Origin of the sequence: Azospirillum sp. TSO22-1 (assembly GCF_003116015.1) — a bacterium.
GTDB lineage: Bacteria > Pseudomonadota > Alphaproteobacteria > Azospirillales > Azospirillaceae > Azospirillum.
Window position 1 is genome coordinate 1 of the sequence record NZ_LGQZ01000032.1, and the last position, 13,111, is coordinate 13,111.

A 13,111-nucleotide genomic window follows, 5' to 3' on the forward strand; every position below is an offset into this window, starting at 1 on the left:
ACGGCACCGCCATCCGCGTGCCGACCCCGAACGTCTCGGTGGTCGACTTCAAGTTCGTCGCCAAGCGCGCCACCACCGCGGACGAGATCAAGGCCGCGATCAAGGAGGCCGCCGCCGGCCCGCTGAAGGGCATCCTCACCGCCTACGACGAGCCGCTGGTGTCGAGCGACTTCAACCACGACCCGGCCAGCTCGATCTTCGCGCTCGAGGAGGTCAAGGTCATCGACGGCACCTTCGTGCGCATCATGACCTGGTACGACAACGAGTGGGGCTTCTCGAACCGCATGAGCGACACCGCCGTCGCCATGGTGAACGCGAAGTAAGCGCCGGCCCGTTTTTCGAACTGATTGGAAAGGCCGCCCCCCGGGCGGCCTTTTCTCTTTCGGGGTAAGGGCCTGGGCCGCACGTGGGTACGGCTAAATCTTACTGCGGAGACGGTTCATGGGCTTGGCCGCCCCTGACGTCCTCATTCGCGTGACTGGGCAAGGACGCCGCGTTAAGTGCTTGGTGCTCATCGCAAGCACTGCTTTAGCCGTCATCCCCGCGCAGGCGGGGATCCAGGAAGAGCCCCGGCAGGGGCGACATGACTCATGCGGCTCGCGGACGCGAGCACTGGATCCCCGCCTTCGCGGGGATGACGGCATGAAGAGAGGGCGAGAGGCCGAAAAACGCCATGTCTCGCTTGACGTCGCGCCCATGCGTGATCGCGGAAACGACGGAGAAGGCGCGGGCCACCCGGCAAGATGCTGTGGAACAGAGGGAGGGCAGTCATGGTGGCGCTGGAGATGAGCGGCTCCACGGCTCCCGCGGCGCGCGTGCGGGAAGCGGTGGCGGTGTTCGACGATCCCGATCGCCTGGACGGCGCGGTCGCCGAACTGCAGCAATGCGGCTTCAACCGGGCCGACCTGAGCATCGCCGACGGGGAGCGCTGCCGGACGCTCGGCATCGCCTACACCGACGTGCGGGAGATCGAGGACGACCCCAAGGTGCCGCGCACCGTCTTCATATCGAAGGCGTCGGTCGGCGACGCGGAAGGCGTGCTGATCGGCGGCGCCGTCTACCTGGGCGCGGTGGTCGCGGCGGGATTCGCGGCCGCGTCGGGCGTCGGCATCGCCGGCACCATCGCCATCGTCACCCTGGCGGCGGCGCTGACCGGCGCGGTGGGCCTGTACCTGCGCGGCAGCGTGCACCGGCGCTACGTCGGCGCCATCAGCGACCAGGTGCGGCACGGCGGCATCGTGCTGTGGGTCAACCTGCACTCGCCCGAGCAGGAGCAGTGCGCACTCGGCATCCTGAACCGGTACGCGGCGAAGCGGGTGCACGTGCACGAGGTGCCGGCCCTTTGATGAGACCCATCACAGGTTAATGCGGAACGGTCGTCCGCCGCTTACGGTCAAGGCTTCGCCCTCCGCGGAGCATGGCCTCGATGACTCACGACCCCGTTCCGCCCGCGCCATCGGCCGGCTCCACCCAGGCGGCGCCCGACCCGGCCGGGCACGAGGCCACGCTGCTGCGCGACTTCCAGCACCGCGTGATGAACAACCTGCAGTTCATCCTCGGCCTGCTCGACATGCAGGCGCGGCGCTCCAGCTCGGACGAGATCCGCGACGCCTTCCGCGACCTGCGGGTGCGCATCGACGTGCTGGCCGAGGTGTACCGGCTGCTCTACCGGACGTCCGGCGAGACGACGGTGGACGTCGGCGCCTATGTCGGCCAGCTCGCCCACAACCTGTCGCGCTTCTACGACGATTCCACGGCGGTGGCGCTGACGGTGGAGGCGGAGCCGGTGCGCCTCGACATCGACCGTGCCTTCCCGACCGGGCTGGTGGTGACGGAGCTGGTGGTCAACTGCTTCAAGCACGCCTTCGACGGTGGGCGGACCGGCCGCATCGCGGTGCAGGTCGCGCAGCCCTCCCCGGACCGGCTGGCGGTCACCGTCGCCGACGATGGTCCCGGCCTGCCGCGGACGGCCGACGACGGCGAGCAGCGGCTGGGCATGACCATCGTGCACGCGCTGGCCCGCCAGATGGGCGGCAGCGTCGAGGTGCGCAGCGGGGACGGGCTGAGCGTCACGCTCAGCGTGCCGCTGTAGGGCCCGGCTACTCGGCGGCGAGCTGGCGCTGCATGCGCACCGGCATGCGGCGGTAATAGAGGTACAGGTCGTCGAAGTCGGCGGCCTCCGCCAGACCCGCAACACTTTTCAGGTAGAGGTTCTGCCCGTCGGTCTCGATCAGCCCCTCACCGCGCAGGCGCGACAGCGTGCGGCTGACGTGCACCACGCTGAGCCCCAGCGTGTCGGCCAGCACCTCCTGGTTGACCGGCAGCAGGAAGCGGTCGCCCTGCGCCAGGCGCACCGCCTGGAGGCGGCGCAGCAGTTCCAGCAGCAGGTGCGCCACGCGCTCCAGCGCGGTGCGGCGGCCGAGGCAGGAGGCCTTCTCCGACAGGATCGACTCCTCCCGGGCGCCGCACCAGGCGAACGCCACGGCAAGGCGCGGGTGGTCGCGGAACAGCGCGGTGACGGCGTCGGGCGCGAACTCCGCCACCTCCATGTCGGTCAGCGCCACGGCGGAGTGGTCGGCGACCTCCAGCAGGTTGGCGTACAGGCCCAGGATGTCGCCGGGGATGGCGAAGTTGGTGATCTGCCGCCGTCCGTCCGACAGCGTGCGGCAGCGCATCGCCCAGCCCTCGCGCACCACGAAGACCCGCCCGAACGGCTCCCCCTGGACGTACAGCCCGGCGCGCGCGGGCACCCGGCGCACCGCCGCTTCGAGGCGCGCCAGGGTGGCACGCTCCTCCTCGGTCAGGGGCATCAGCAGGGTCAGCTTGCGGACGAGCGGAGAGGCACTTTCCTTCATCGGAACCCCGGAGCGCGGTCGTTGAGGCCACGCTTGGAACGCCGCGCCGGGGCGATGGGTTCACGCGTTCAATGGATATAGACTGGACGGCTTACGGTAAGGAGAGGGACCTCACGCCCGCGTGCAGTTGGTGCGCGAGCAGCGGACGACGCCCGCGGCCTCGCCCAGGCGGTCGGCGACCCAGGCGCCGATGGTCTTGCCCTCGCGCTGTGCGCAGGTGGCGATGGCCCGGTGCAGCATGGGGTTCACGCGCACCGAGAGCTTGCCGGAATAGGGCCGGTCGACGTTGCCGCCCATGTCGCTGGACAGCTCCAGGTAATCCTCCACCGCGCGGTGGAAGGCGGTCGTCAGCTCATCCACCGAACGGCCGGAGAAGGTGATGCCGTCGCGGGTGTTGATGACCTGGCCGACGAAGATGCCGGCGTCGCTGTCGAAATCGATCTGGGCCTTGTAGCCCCTGTACTCCATCATCGCCGTGTCCCTCGGGAAGCGGTGCGGGGACCATACCCTTCCTTTGGGTGCGACGGTTTGACCTGCCTCAATTCTGTTGTGCGAAGTATGGTCGCGGGCATGATCCGGGTTTCCCCTCCCCTCTCCAGCGCCGGCCGGCCGGTGCGCGTGCACGGCCTGGAGGACGCCCGCGCGGCGCTGGAAGCCGCCGCGGCGCACGGCGTGCCGGCGGTGCTGGTCGGTCCGCCGGGCGGCGGCGCGCTGTGGCTCCTGCGCATGGCGGAGGCGGCGCGCGCGGCGGTGCCGGGGGGCGGCTGCATCGTGGTGCACGACTGCGGCGACCGCGCCGGCGAGGCACTGGGTGCGCTGGCCGCCGGGGCGACGCACGTGCTGTTCACCGGGCTGCAGGGGGTGGCGGAGCAGCTCGCGGCCATCGCGGCAGGCGGCGGGGCCGTGGTGCTGAGGGACCTGCCATCTCCGTGCGGACCCGTGCGCCCCGGACCGCGTTCTGCTAGAGTGCAGCCATGACCCAGAGCAAGCGCGCCATGCCGGAGAAGATCACGGTCGAGATGCGGGCGGAGGACCTGCCCGACAGCATCAAGGCGCGCCTGAAGAACGACCTCATCCCCGGCATGCCCTACCGCGTCACCGTCGAGCCGGTGGACGACTTGGAAGCCAAGCGCGAGGCCCTGCTGCGCGATCTCCAGGAGGGGATCGACGACATCGAGGCGGGGCGGGTGATCGACGCCGACACCGTCTTCGACGAACTGCTCGCCAAATACCCGAATGCGGACTGACCTGTGCCGCGCGTCGTATTCGCCAAGCGAGCCCAGATCGACCTCGCCGAGATCGCCGATTACATCGGGAAAGACAATCCCAGGGCGGCGCGCCGGTTGGTCCTCGACCTCCGCGACACCTGCCCGCTGATCGCCGGGCACCCAGCGATGGGCCGGAACCAGGGACGCCTGCTGCCCAGCCTCCGCAGCCACACTCACGGCAGCTACGTCGTCTTCTACCGGCCGATCAACGGCGGGATCGAGGTGGTGCGCGTGCTGCACGGGGCGCGGGACATCGACGCCGCCTTCCCGGAATAGGCCGTTTTCCCGTCCCGGCGCGCCGTTGCAAAGCGGCTCGGGCTGGGCTATGAGGGCGCCAGTTCCGATCTGCCCCAACGGAGACGAGCCGCAATGAAGCTCACCCGCCGCGTCAAAGAGATCCTCGCGAACTACGAGAGCGACAATCCCGGCGTCAAGGCCAACCTCGCCCGCATCCTCATGGAAGGCAAGCTGGGCGGCACCGGCAAGCTGGTGATCCTTCCCGTCGACCAGGGCTTCGAGCACGGCCCGGCGCGCTCCTTCGCGCCGAACCCGCCGGGCTACGATCCGCACTACCACTACCAGCTGGCCATCGACGCGGGCTGCAACGCCTACGCGGCGCCGCTCGGCTCGCTGGAGGCCGGTGCGTCGACCTTCGCCGGCTCGATCCCGCTGATCCTCAAGATGAACAGCGCCAACAGCCTGTCGCGCCAGAAGGAAGGGGCCGACCAGGCCGTCACCGCCTCGGTCAAGGACGCGCTGCGCATCGGCGCCTCGGCCATCGGCTTCACGATCTACCCCGGCTCGGACGCCATGTACGACCAGTACGAGGAGATCCGCGAGCTGTCGGCGGAGGCCAAGGCGGCCGGCATCGCCACGGTGATCTGGTCCTACCCGCGTGGCGGCGACGTCTCCAAGGACGGCGAACTGGCGATGGACGTCATCGGCTACGCCGCCCACATGGCGGCGCTGCTCGGCGCCCACATCATCAAGGTGAAGCTGCCCACCGCACACCTCGAGCAGGCCGAGGCCAGGAAGGTCTACGAGTCCAGGAAGATCCCGATCGCCACCCAGGCCGAGCGGGTGCGCCACATCATGCAGTGCGCCTTCAACGGCCGCCGCATCGTGGTGTTCTCGGGCGGCGCCGCCAAGGGCGAGGACGCGGTGTTCGAGGACGCCCGCGCCATCCGCGACGGCGGCGGCAACGGCTCGATCATCGGCCGCAACTCCTTCCAGCGCCCGCGCGAGGAGGCCCTGGCCCTGCTCGACCGGGTCATGAAGATCTACCAGGGCAAGGACTGACGGTGCCTCAAGCGACCGAATCAAGCTGCCGCCTGTACCTGGTGACGCCGCCGGCCCTGGAGCCGGCGGCGTTCGCCGTTCAGCTGGCCGAAGCGCTGGACGCCGGCGACGTGGCGTGCGTGCAGCTCCGCCTCAAGGACTGCTCGGACGACGCGGTCCGCCGCGCCTGCGACGCCCTGCGCCCGGTGGCGCAGCAGCGCGACGTGGCGTTCATCCTCAACGACCATCCCGCCCTCGCCAAGGAGATGGGCTGCGACGGCGTGCACGTCGGCCAGAAGGACACGCCCTACGCCAAGGCGCGGCAGATCGTCGGCAAGGACGCCATCGTCGGCGTCACCTGCCACGACAGCCGGCACCTCGCCATGGAGGCCGGCGAGGCCGGCGCCGACTACGTCGCCTTCGGCGCCTTCTTCCCGACCGCCACCAAGGATGCGGAGTACCACGCGACCCCCGACCTGCTGGCGTGGTGGGCGGAGATGATGGAGATCCCCTGCGTCGCCATCGGCGGCATCACGCCGGAGAACTGCGGCCCGCTGGTCGCGGCCGGCGCCGACTTCCTGGCCGTGGTCGGCGGCGTGTGGAACCACCCGCAGGGACCCGGCGCCGCCGTGAAGGCCTACAACGCGGCGATCGCCGGGGCGCTGGCGGGCTGACGGCGTGGAGATCGGCCTCGACCTCCTGGCGACGCTGTTCGGCGTCAGCCTGATCGCCGGCTTCGTCGATGCGATGGCCGGCGGCGGCGGGCTGCTGACGGTGCCGGCGCTGCTGTGGGCCGGGCTGCCACCGGCCGCCGCCATCGCCACCAACAAGCTGCAGTCCAGCTTCGGCGCCTTCTCCGCCACCGTGCGGTTCGTCCGCGGCGGCGAGGTGGACCCGCGCGCCATGAAGGGCATGATCGCCTGCGCGCTCGTCGGCGGGCTGGCCGGGTCGGCGGTGCTCCAGGTGGTGGACGCCAGCTTTCTGCAGGACGCCATCCCCTTCCTGCTGGTGGGCATCGCGCTGTATCTGCTGCTGTCGCCGAAGGCCGGCGACGTCGATGCGCACCGCCGCATCGGCGAAGGCGCCTTCGCGCTGCTGGTGTGCACGGGGATCGGCTTCTACGACGGCATCTTCGGGCCGGGCACCGGCACCTTCTTCACCATGGCCTTCGTGGCGCTGGCCGGCTTCAACCTGCGCAAGGCGACGGCGCACACCAAGGTGCTGAACTTCACCAGCAACATCGCCTCGCTGCTGGGCTTCCTGGCCGGCGGGTCCATCGTGTGGAGCATCGGACTGACGATGGCGGTGGGCGCCTACGCCGGCGCGCAGCTGGGCGCGCACATGGTGATCCGCAACGGCGCGCGGCTGGTGCGGCCGATGCTGGTGGTCGCCTCGCTCGCCATCACCGCGAAGCTGGTGTGGAGCGACGCCGACCACCCGATGCGGCACGCGCTGGCGTGGCTGGTGGGGCTGTTCGGCTAGAAGCCGGAACGCTCCCGCAGCCGCCGCAGGGTCAACCGGGAGCCGGTCAGCGGCTCCGTCAGCTCCGCGGTGTTGGCGTCGATCAGGCGGATGTCCAGGGTCGGGCCGAAGCCCCGCGGAACGACCTGCACGCGGTTGCCGTCGATGGCGTAATCGACGTCCTGGTCGATGCCCAGGATCTCCGCGCTGTCCCGGTAGAAGGTGTAGGTGCCGAGCGTGAAGCCCGGGCCGAACGGCGCCTGCACCGACCAGCGCCCGTTGATCGGGTTGTCGGGGTCGAAGCCCGCGCACCCCACCAGCACGGCCAGGGCGGCGGCGATGGCCAGCAATCGTCCGCGCATGCCGCTTCAACACCGACCGGCCGCGGATGTTCACCGGCGCAGGCGTCCGGGACACAGCCTTTTGCTGAAATGTCACACTTCGCGGCCAACTGTGCGTGCCTATGACTATCGGCCGAATCCGCGGTATAGGTTACCCTTTACGTCAACCACTCTTTCCGCGAAAGTGCGGCCATAACGATCAAAGCGTTGAACAGGGGAGAAAACGCATGCTCAAGACGCCGCTCAGGACGTATCTTCTGGCCGCCACCGCGGTGGCCGCCGTCGCCGCGCCGCTGTCGGCCCACGCCGCCGGCTACGCGCTGAAGGAGCAGAGCGTCTCCGGCCAGGGCACCTCGTACGCGGGCGTCACCGCGGGCGGCAACGGCGACCTCAGCGCCATGTTCTTCAACCCGGCGGCGCTGGGCATGGTGAAGAACTTCGAATTCGTGCAGACCGTCACCGGCATCATCCCGAAGTCCACGGTGGAGTCGGCCAGCGCCACCCGCGTCACCGGCTCGCGCATCACCGGCAACGCCTCGCCGGGCGACATCGCGCAGGACGCCATCCTGCCGTCGGGCTACCTCGGCTACGCCATCACGCCGGACCTCAAGGTCGGCCTCGCGATGAACGGCCCGTGGGGTCTGGTCACCGACTACGGCAACAACTGGATCGGCCGGTACCACGGCGTCCGCTCCGACCTGCGCACCTACAACTTCACGCCGACCGTCTCCTACCGCGTCCACCCGACGCTGACGCTGGGCGCCGGCCTGCAGATCCAGTACGCCAAGGCCAAGCTGTCGTCGGTGGTGGACGCCGGCCTGCTGGCCAGCCCGGCGCTCGCCGGCCGGCTCGACACCACCGTCGACCTGAAGGGCGACGCCTGGGGCGTCGGCGCCACCGCCGGCCTGATGTACGAGCCGATGCAGGGCACCCGCGTCGGCCTGTCCTACCGCTCGGCGGTCAAGCACAAGCTGAAGGGCGATGCCGACTTCAGCGGCCCGACGGCGACCGCCACCACCTTCCGCGACCAGGGGATCAGCTCGAAGCTGGTCACGCCGGACAGCGTCAACTTCGGCGTCTACCACGAGCTGACCGACCGCTGGTCGGTGATGGGCGACGTGCAGTGGACCAACTGGTCGAAGTTCTACGAGCTGAACATCGACTTCGACACGCTGGCCAACTCGGTCACCGAGGAGCGCTGGAAGGACACCTGGTTCGTCGCCCTGGGCACCGCGTACAAGGTGAGCGACGCGCTGACGGTGCGCGGCGGCGTCGCCTTCGACAAGGGCTCGGTCGGCACCGAGCACCGCACCCCGCGCATCCCGGAGCAGGACCGCTACTGGCTCTCCATCGGCGCCGGCTACAAGGTCACCGAGTGGCTGCAGCTCGACGCCGCCTACAGCCACGTCTTCGTGCGCGACGCCGAGGTCGCCCTGCGCGACACCGGCACCGGCACCAACCGCGGCCGCGGCAACCTGAACGTCAAGTACGAGAACTCGATCGACATCATCGGCGTGCAGGCGCGTCTGACCTTCTGACCGGGTCTTTTTCTGATCGGGTCTTGGCCGATCGCGACGAAACGCCGCCGGAGCCCCGCTCCGGCGGCGTTTTGCGTTCGGGCCGGGTTGCCGCGCGGCGGCGGCGTGGCATAGTTGCCGTCGATCACCGCGCCAACCGGGAGGACCGAGAGACATGGCCGACAGCTTCACCGCGTTCGTCATCGAGGACGCCGACGGCAAGCCGAAGGGCGGCTTCAAGCAGTTGACGCTCGCCGACCTGCCCGACAACGACGTGCTGGTCGAGGTCGCCTACTCCACCGTGAACTACAAGGACGGGCTGGCCGCCAGCGGCAAGGGGCGGATCGCCCGCAAGATGCCGATGGTCGGCGGCATCGACCTGTCCGGCACGGTGGTCGAGTCCCGCTCGCCCGACTGGAAGCCGGGCGAGAAGGTCATCGTCAACGGCTGGGGCCTGTCGGAGACGCAGTGGGGCGGCTACAGCCGCTTCCAGCGCCTGAAGCCGGAATGGCTGACCCGCCTGCCCGACGCCTTCTCGCCGGAGGAGGCCATGGGCATCGGCACCGCCGGCTACACCGCGGCGCTGTGCGTCGACGCGCTGGAGAAGTGGGGCACCATCCAGCCCGGCGGCAAGGAGGTGCTGGTGACGGGGGCCGCGGGCGGCGTCGGCTCGGTGGCGGTGGCCTTGCTGGCCAGGCGCGGCTACCCGGTGACCGCCTCCACCGGCCGGCCGGAGACGCACGACTACCTCCGCAGCCTCGGCGCCACCGGCTTCATCGACCGCGCCGCGCTGCTGGAGAAGGGGCCGCCCCTGCAGAAGGAGCGCTGGGCCGGCGGCGTCGATTCGGTGGGCGGCATCACGCTGGTCAACGCGCTGTCGCAGACGGTGTGGGGCGGCGCCGTCGCGGCGTGCGGTCTGGCGGGCTCCGCCGATCTGCCGGGTACGGTGCTGCCGCACATCCTGCGCAGCGTCACGCTGCTCGGCATCGACTCGGTCGCGGCGCCGCAGGACCGGCGAGCCTCCGCCTGGGCGCGGCTGGCCCGCGACCTGGACAAGGACGCGCTGCATGCGATGTACGAGGTGCAGCCGTTCGAGGCGCTGCCGGAGCTGGCGAACAAGATCCTCGCCGGGCAGATCCGCGGGCGGGTGGTGCTGAAGATCGCGTGAGGCACTGAATCCCTCCCCCTGCGGAGCAGGGGGAGGTTAGGAGGGGGCAGCGGCCTATCGGGGAGGCTATAGCCCCCACCCAACCCTCCCCCGCCGGAGGCGGGGGAGGGCTATGTTTCCTACCCGGCCACCGGCGCCCAAAGCACGTCGTCGATCTCCTCGGCGCCACTGCACAGCATGACCAGCCGGTCGATGCCCAGCGCGATGCCGCTGCTCTCCGGCATACCGTGCTCCAGCGCCGCCAGGAAATCCTCGTCCACCGGGAAGCGCTCGCCGTACAGGCGCTCCTTCAATTCCATGTCCGCCTCGAAGCGGGCGCGCTGGGCCACCGGATCGGTCAGCTCGCCGAAGGCGTTCGCCAGTTCCAGGCCGCAGGCGTACAGCTCGAAGCGCTCGGCCAGCCGCGGGTCCTCCGGCTTCGGGCGCGACAGCGCCGCCATGCACACCGGATAGTCGGTCAGCACGCAGGGCACGCCGGCGCCCAGGTACAGTTCGATGCGCTCGAACATGATGCGGAAGAACACGTCCTCCCAGCGGTCGCCCGCCCCCGTACGGACGCCGACGCGCGCCGCCTCGGCGACGAGCGGCGCCGGGTCTGGCTCGTGGCTGCCGTCGTAGGTCGCCAGCAGGTCGATGCCGGCGTATTCGGCGAAGGCGTCCTGCACCGTCAGCACCCGCCACGGCGCGAAGGGATCGCACTCCAGGCCGCGGAAGGCGAAGCGCCGCCGCCCGGCGGCCTCCGCCGCGGCGCGCACGAGGTCGACGCAGTCCTGCACCAGCGTGCGGTAGCCCTCCCCCGCCCGGTACCATTCCAGCATGGTGAACTCCGGGTGGTGGGTGGCCGAGCGCTCGGCGTTGCGGAAGACCCGCGCCAGCTGGAAGATCCGCGGCATCCCGGCCACCAGCAGCTTCTTCATGGCGAACTCAGGGCTGGTGTGCAGGTGCAGCCGGCGGCGTTCGTCCGGGTGCGGGCCGACCAGTTCGGTCGCGAAGGCGTGCAGGTGCGGCTCCATGCCCGGCGAGACCTGGAGGCACGGCGTCTCCACCTCGGTGAACCCTTGCTCCTCGAAGAAGCGCCGCACCGCGCCGAGCACGCGGCTGCGCACCGCGAGGTGGGGACGGCGGCGGGCGAAGATATCGGGGTGCCAGAAGGAGGGCATGGGAAAGCCTTTCGTGCGCGATGGCGCTGCTTAGCAAACCACGGCCATCGGCGAAAAGCCTCCGCAACATCCGCGCTGCGCCGCGGTTTTCCCTGCGCGCATGCCTACCCCTCCGCCCGGCGTTGCCTCGCGTGCGGCAAGCTGCTAGGTTCCGCGCCGCCCTGTTTCTTGGAAATCACGGAATCGTCCTATGAAGGTCAACGCCAACCAGATGCGTGCCGGCCACGTGCTCGAACACAACGGCAAGCTCTACGTCATCCAGAAGACCCAGATCGTGCAGCCCGGCAAGGGTGGCGCCTTCATCGTGCTCGAGGGCAAGGACATCCGCACCGGCAACCGCCTGTCCGAGCGGTTCCGCACGCAGGAGACGGTGGAGCGCGCCCGCCTCGACCAGCACGAGATGACTTTCCTGTTCTCCGAAGGCGACGCCTTCACCTTCATGGACAAGGAAAGCTTCGAGCAGGTCACCATCCTGCGCGAGGTCATCGGCGACCAGGCCGTGTTCCTGCAGGACGGCATGGAAGTCACCGTGGAAAGCCACGAGGGCGCGCCGCTCGGCGTCGAAATCCCCGGCAAGGTGACGCTGCTGATCACCGAGGCCGACCCGGTCGTCAAGGGCCAGACCGCCTCCTCGTCCTACAAGCCGGCCAAGCTGGAGAACGGCGTCTCCATCCTGGTGCCGCCGCACATCGAGGCGGGCACCCGCGTCGTCGTCGACACCCAATCCGGCGAATACGTCGAGCGCGCGAAGGACTGACCCCCTCGTCATGGCAACCCGTTCCGCTCTCATCAACGTGATGGCCCGCGCCGCCGAAAAGGCGGGGCGGGCCCTCGTGCGCGACTTCGGCGAGGTCGAGCAGCTCCAGGTCTCCCGCAAGGGGCCGTCGGATTTCGTGTCGAACGCCGACATGAAGGCCGAGAAGACGCTGCGCGACGAACTCCAGAAGGCACGGCCCGACTTCGGTTTCCTGCTGGAGGAGGCCGGCGCCTCCAAGGGCAGGGACGAGACCACGCGGTGGATCGTCGACCCGCTCGACGGCACCACCAACTTCCTGCACGGCCTGCCGCACTGGGCGATCTCCATCGCCCTGGAGAAGAACGGCGAGATCGTCGCCGGCGTGGTGTACGAACCCGTGCACGACGAGATGTTCTGGGCCGAGAAGGGCGGCGGCACCTTCCTCAACCATAAGCGGCTGCGCGTGTCCGAGCGGCGGCGGCTGGAGGATTCGGTGGTCGCCACCGGCATCCCCTTCAAGGGCCGCCCCGGCCACAAGAAGTTCCTGGCCGAAGCCGAGGCGATCATGACCGAGGTCGCGGGCATCCGTCGCTTCGGCGCCGCCTCGCTCGACCTCGCCTACGTGGCGGCCGGCCGCTACGACGGCTATTGGGAGCGCGGGCTGTCGCCCTGGGACACGGCGGCGGGCGTGCTGCTGGTGACCGAGGCCGGCGGCTTCGTCGGCGAGATCGGCGGCGGCCGCGACCCGGTGCACGGCGGCACCATCCTGGCCACCAACACGCACCTCAACATGCCGCTGGCCAAGCTGCTGCGCTCGGTCGAGCGCAAGCAGGCGGCGCCCGCCCCGGCTCCAGAGGCCCCCAAGGCCGGCTGATCCGCCGACCGGCCGACGTGGTCCTAGGCTAGACCGTTGGGGGAGAACCGTTCTCTCCCCCGCGTCGGGAATTGTCGCTACACCGATCGATGGGCTATGGTGCGGCGTCAAACCCGTGTAAAGGGTTAGCCACGCTGTCCACCAGAGGGTGTTCCGGTCGCATGAACCGAGTTCGCAACACGCGCGTGGGGTGGCGGTCGCCGCTCCGCGCGCAGGCCGTCACCGCCGCCCTGACCGGGATGGGGGTGCTCGCCGTTGCGCTGGTGGCGCCGGCCGCCGCGGCCCCCGCTCAGGGATCGGCGACGCTGACGCTCGAGAACGCCGTGCCGATGCCGGTGCCGCCGCCGCCGCGGCTGCCGACGCAGAAGTCGGTCAAGGCGCCGCAGCCGTTCGCCGCGCCGCAGCCGATCGAGCCGCCGCCGCTGCCCGACCTGACGGCCGGCCCGCCGGTGG

General features: G+C 70.1%; 16 protein-coding genes and 2 pseudogenes. 14 read left to right on the forward strand and 4 right to left on the reverse strand.

The annotated features are described in order from the left end of the window. The 3 genes and pseudogenes from TSO221_RS10125 to TSO221_RS10140 form a co-directional block, all read left to right on the forward strand. Positions 1–323: pseudogene (locus TSO221_RS10125) on the forward strand (glyceraldehyde-3-phosphate dehydrogenase); the annotation flags it as partial. Between the two features lie 447 nt (positions 324–770). Further along, the gene (locus TSO221_RS10135) at positions 771–1,346 is read left to right on the forward strand and encodes a hypothetical protein (RefSeq protein WP_109118373.1); all 576 of its coding nucleotides are present in this window, start codon (positions 771–773) and stop codon (positions 1,344–1,346) included. A gap of 80 nt (positions 1,347–1,426) precedes the next feature. Next, positions 1,427–2,092, forward strand: a complete 666-nt coding sequence (locus TSO221_RS10140) for a sensor histidine kinase (RefSeq protein ID WP_158284044.1) — start codon at positions 1,427–1,429, stop codon at positions 2,090–2,092. A 7-nt stretch (positions 2,093–2,099) separates the two neighbouring features. On the opposite strand, the gene TSO221_RS10145 is transcribed toward TSO221_RS10140, so the two are convergent. Further along, on the reverse strand, positions 2,100–2,855 hold the full coding sequence (locus TSO221_RS10145; protein ID WP_109118375.1) for a Crp/Fnr family transcriptional regulator: 756 nt from the start codon (positions 2,853–2,855) through the stop codon (positions 2,100–2,102). A 111-nt stretch (positions 2,856–2,966) separates the two neighbouring features. Then, a complete protein-coding gene (locus TSO221_RS10150; protein WP_109118376.1) occupies positions 2,967–3,326 on the reverse strand; it encodes a type II toxin-antitoxin system HicB family antitoxin in 360 nt (119 codons plus the stop codon). A gap of 99 nt (positions 3,327–3,425) precedes the next feature. Between TSO221_RS10150 and TSO221_RS10155 the strand changes: the two genes are divergently transcribed. From TSO221_RS10155 to TSO221_RS10180, 6 genes are all read left to right on the forward strand, one after another. Then, the gene (locus tag TSO221_RS10155) at positions 3,426–3,833 is read left to right on the forward strand and encodes a hypothetical protein (RefSeq protein WP_146208756.1); all 408 of its coding nucleotides are present in this window, start codon (positions 3,426–3,428) and stop codon (positions 3,831–3,833) included. After that, entirely contained in the window at positions 3,830–4,102 is a 273-nt protein-coding gene (locus tag TSO221_RS10160; RefSeq protein ID WP_109118378.1) for a hypothetical protein, read from the forward strand. Before TSO221_RS10155 ends, TSO221_RS10160 begins: the two co-directional genes overlap by 4 nt. Positions 4,103–4,105: 3 nt before the next feature. Beyond that, complete coding sequence (locus TSO221_RS10165) at positions 4,106–4,399, forward strand: type II toxin-antitoxin system RelE/ParE family toxin (protein ID WP_109118379.1); 294 nt, start codon at positions 4,106–4,108, stop codon at positions 4,397–4,399. Between the two features lie 93 nt (positions 4,400–4,492). Then, positions 4,493–5,422, forward strand: coding sequence for a class I fructose-bisphosphate aldolase (locus TSO221_RS10170; RefSeq protein ID WP_109118380.1), 930 nt, complete (start codon positions 4,493–4,495; stop codon positions 5,420–5,422). Between the two features lie 2 nt (positions 5,423–5,424). Then, positions 5,425–6,075 carry a thiamine phosphate synthase gene (gene thiE / locus TSO221_RS10175; RefSeq protein WP_247877997.1) on the forward strand — a complete coding sequence of 217 codons (651 nt, stop codon included), beginning with the start codon at positions 5,425–5,427 and terminating at the stop codon, positions 6,073–6,075. A gap of 4 nt (positions 6,076–6,079) precedes the next feature. Continuing rightward, positions 6,080–6,883, forward strand: coding sequence for a TSUP family transporter (locus TSO221_RS10180; RefSeq protein WP_109118381.1), 804 nt, complete (start codon positions 6,080–6,082; stop codon positions 6,881–6,883). Here TSO221_RS10180 and TSO221_RS10185 read toward each other — a convergent pair. Beyond that, the gene (locus tag TSO221_RS10185; RefSeq protein WP_146208757.1) at positions 6,880–7,224 is read right to left on the reverse strand and encodes a hypothetical protein; all 345 of its coding nucleotides are present in this window, start codon (positions 7,222–7,224) and stop codon (positions 6,880–6,882) included. The genes TSO221_RS10180 and TSO221_RS10185 overlap by 4 nt on opposite strands. Before the next feature lie 206 nt (positions 7,225–7,430). On the opposite strand from TSO221_RS10185, the gene TSO221_RS10190 reads away from it, so the two are divergent. Both TSO221_RS10190 and TSO221_RS10195 read left to right on the forward strand, forming a co-directional pair. After that, complete coding sequence (locus TSO221_RS10190; RefSeq protein ID WP_109118383.1) at positions 7,431–8,741, forward strand: outer membrane protein transport protein; 1,311 nt, start codon at positions 7,431–7,433, stop codon at positions 8,739–8,741. A gap of 154 nt (positions 8,742–8,895) precedes the next feature. Further along, complete coding sequence (locus tag TSO221_RS10195; RefSeq protein WP_109118384.1) at positions 8,896–9,888, forward strand: MDR family oxidoreductase; 993 nt, start codon at positions 8,896–8,898, stop codon at positions 9,886–9,888. A 119-nt stretch (positions 9,889–10,007) separates the two neighbouring features. On the opposite strand, the gene epmA is transcribed toward TSO221_RS10195, so the two are convergent. Then, entirely contained in the window at positions 10,008–11,048 is a 1,041-nt protein-coding gene (epmA, locus tag TSO221_RS10200) for an EF-P lysine aminoacylase EpmA (protein ID WP_109118385.1), read from the reverse strand. 190 nt (positions 11,049–11,238) lie between these two features. On the opposite strand from epmA, the gene efp reads away from it, so the two are divergent. From efp to TSO221_RS10215, 3 genes and pseudogenes are all read left to right on the forward strand, one after another. Then, a complete protein-coding gene (gene efp / locus TSO221_RS10205; protein WP_109118386.1) occupies positions 11,239–11,805 on the forward strand; it encodes an elongation factor P in 567 nt (188 codons plus the stop codon). Between the two features lie 10 nt (positions 11,806–11,815). Beyond that, a complete protein-coding gene (locus TSO221_RS10210) occupies positions 11,816–12,658 on the forward strand; it encodes an inositol monophosphatase family protein (protein ID WP_109118387.1) in 843 nt (280 codons plus the stop codon). Positions 12,659–12,819: 161 nt separating this feature from the next. Continuing rightward, a pseudogene (locus tag TSO221_RS10215) lies at positions 12,820–13,111 on the forward strand (hypothetical protein); the annotation flags it as partial.

What these genes read in the sequence shown, in the direction of transcription:
- TSO221_RS10135 (WP_109118373.1), top strand. Translation starts at nt 771, where the DNA reads ATGGTGGCGCTGGAGATGAGCGGCTCCACGGCTCCCGCGGCGCGCGTG.
- TSO221_RS10190 (WP_109118383.1), top strand. Translation starts at nt 7,431, where the DNA reads ATGCTCAAGACGCCGCTCAGGACGTATCTTCTGGCCGCCACCGCGGTG.
- TSO221_RS10140 (WP_158284044.1), top strand. Translation starts at nt 1,427, where the DNA reads ATGACTCACGACCCCGTTCCGCCCGCGCCATCGGCCGGCTCCACCCAG.
- efp (WP_109118386.1), top strand. Translation starts at nt 11,239, where the DNA reads ATGAAGGTCAACGCCAACCAGATGCGTGCCGGCCACGTGCTCGAACAC.
- TSO221_RS10150 (WP_109118376.1), bottom strand. Translation starts at nt 3,326, where the DNA reads ATGATGGAGTACAGGGGCTACAAGGCCCAGATCGATTTCGACAGCGAC.
- TSO221_RS10170 (WP_109118380.1), top strand. Translation starts at nt 4,493, where the DNA reads ATGAAGCTCACCCGCCGCGTCAAAGAGATCCTCGCGAACTACGAGAGC.
- epmA (WP_109118385.1), bottom strand. Translation starts at nt 11,048, where the DNA reads ATGCCCTCCTTCTGGCACCCCGATATCTTCGCCCGCCGCCGTCCCCAC.
- TSO221_RS10145 (WP_109118375.1), bottom strand. Translation starts at nt 2,855, where the DNA reads ATGAAGGAAAGTGCCTCTCCGCTCGTCCGCAAGCTGACCCTGCTGATG.
- TSO221_RS10160 (WP_109118378.1), top strand. Translation starts at nt 3,830, where the DNA reads ATGACCCAGAGCAAGCGCGCCATGCCGGAGAAGATCACGGTCGAGATG.
- TSO221_RS10185 (WP_146208757.1), bottom strand. Translation starts at nt 7,224, where the DNA reads ATGCGCGGACGATTGCTGGCCATCGCCGCCGCCCTGGCCGTGCTGGTG.
- TSO221_RS10155 (WP_146208756.1), top strand. Translation starts at nt 3,426, where the DNA reads ATGATCCGGGTTTCCCCTCCCCTCTCCAGCGCCGGCCGGCCGGTGCGC.
- TSO221_RS10195 (WP_109118384.1), top strand. Translation starts at nt 8,896, where the DNA reads ATGGCCGACAGCTTCACCGCGTTCGTCATCGAGGACGCCGACGGCAAG.
- TSO221_RS10210 (WP_109118387.1), top strand. Translation starts at nt 11,816, where the DNA reads ATGGCAACCCGTTCCGCTCTCATCAACGTGATGGCCCGCGCCGCCGAA.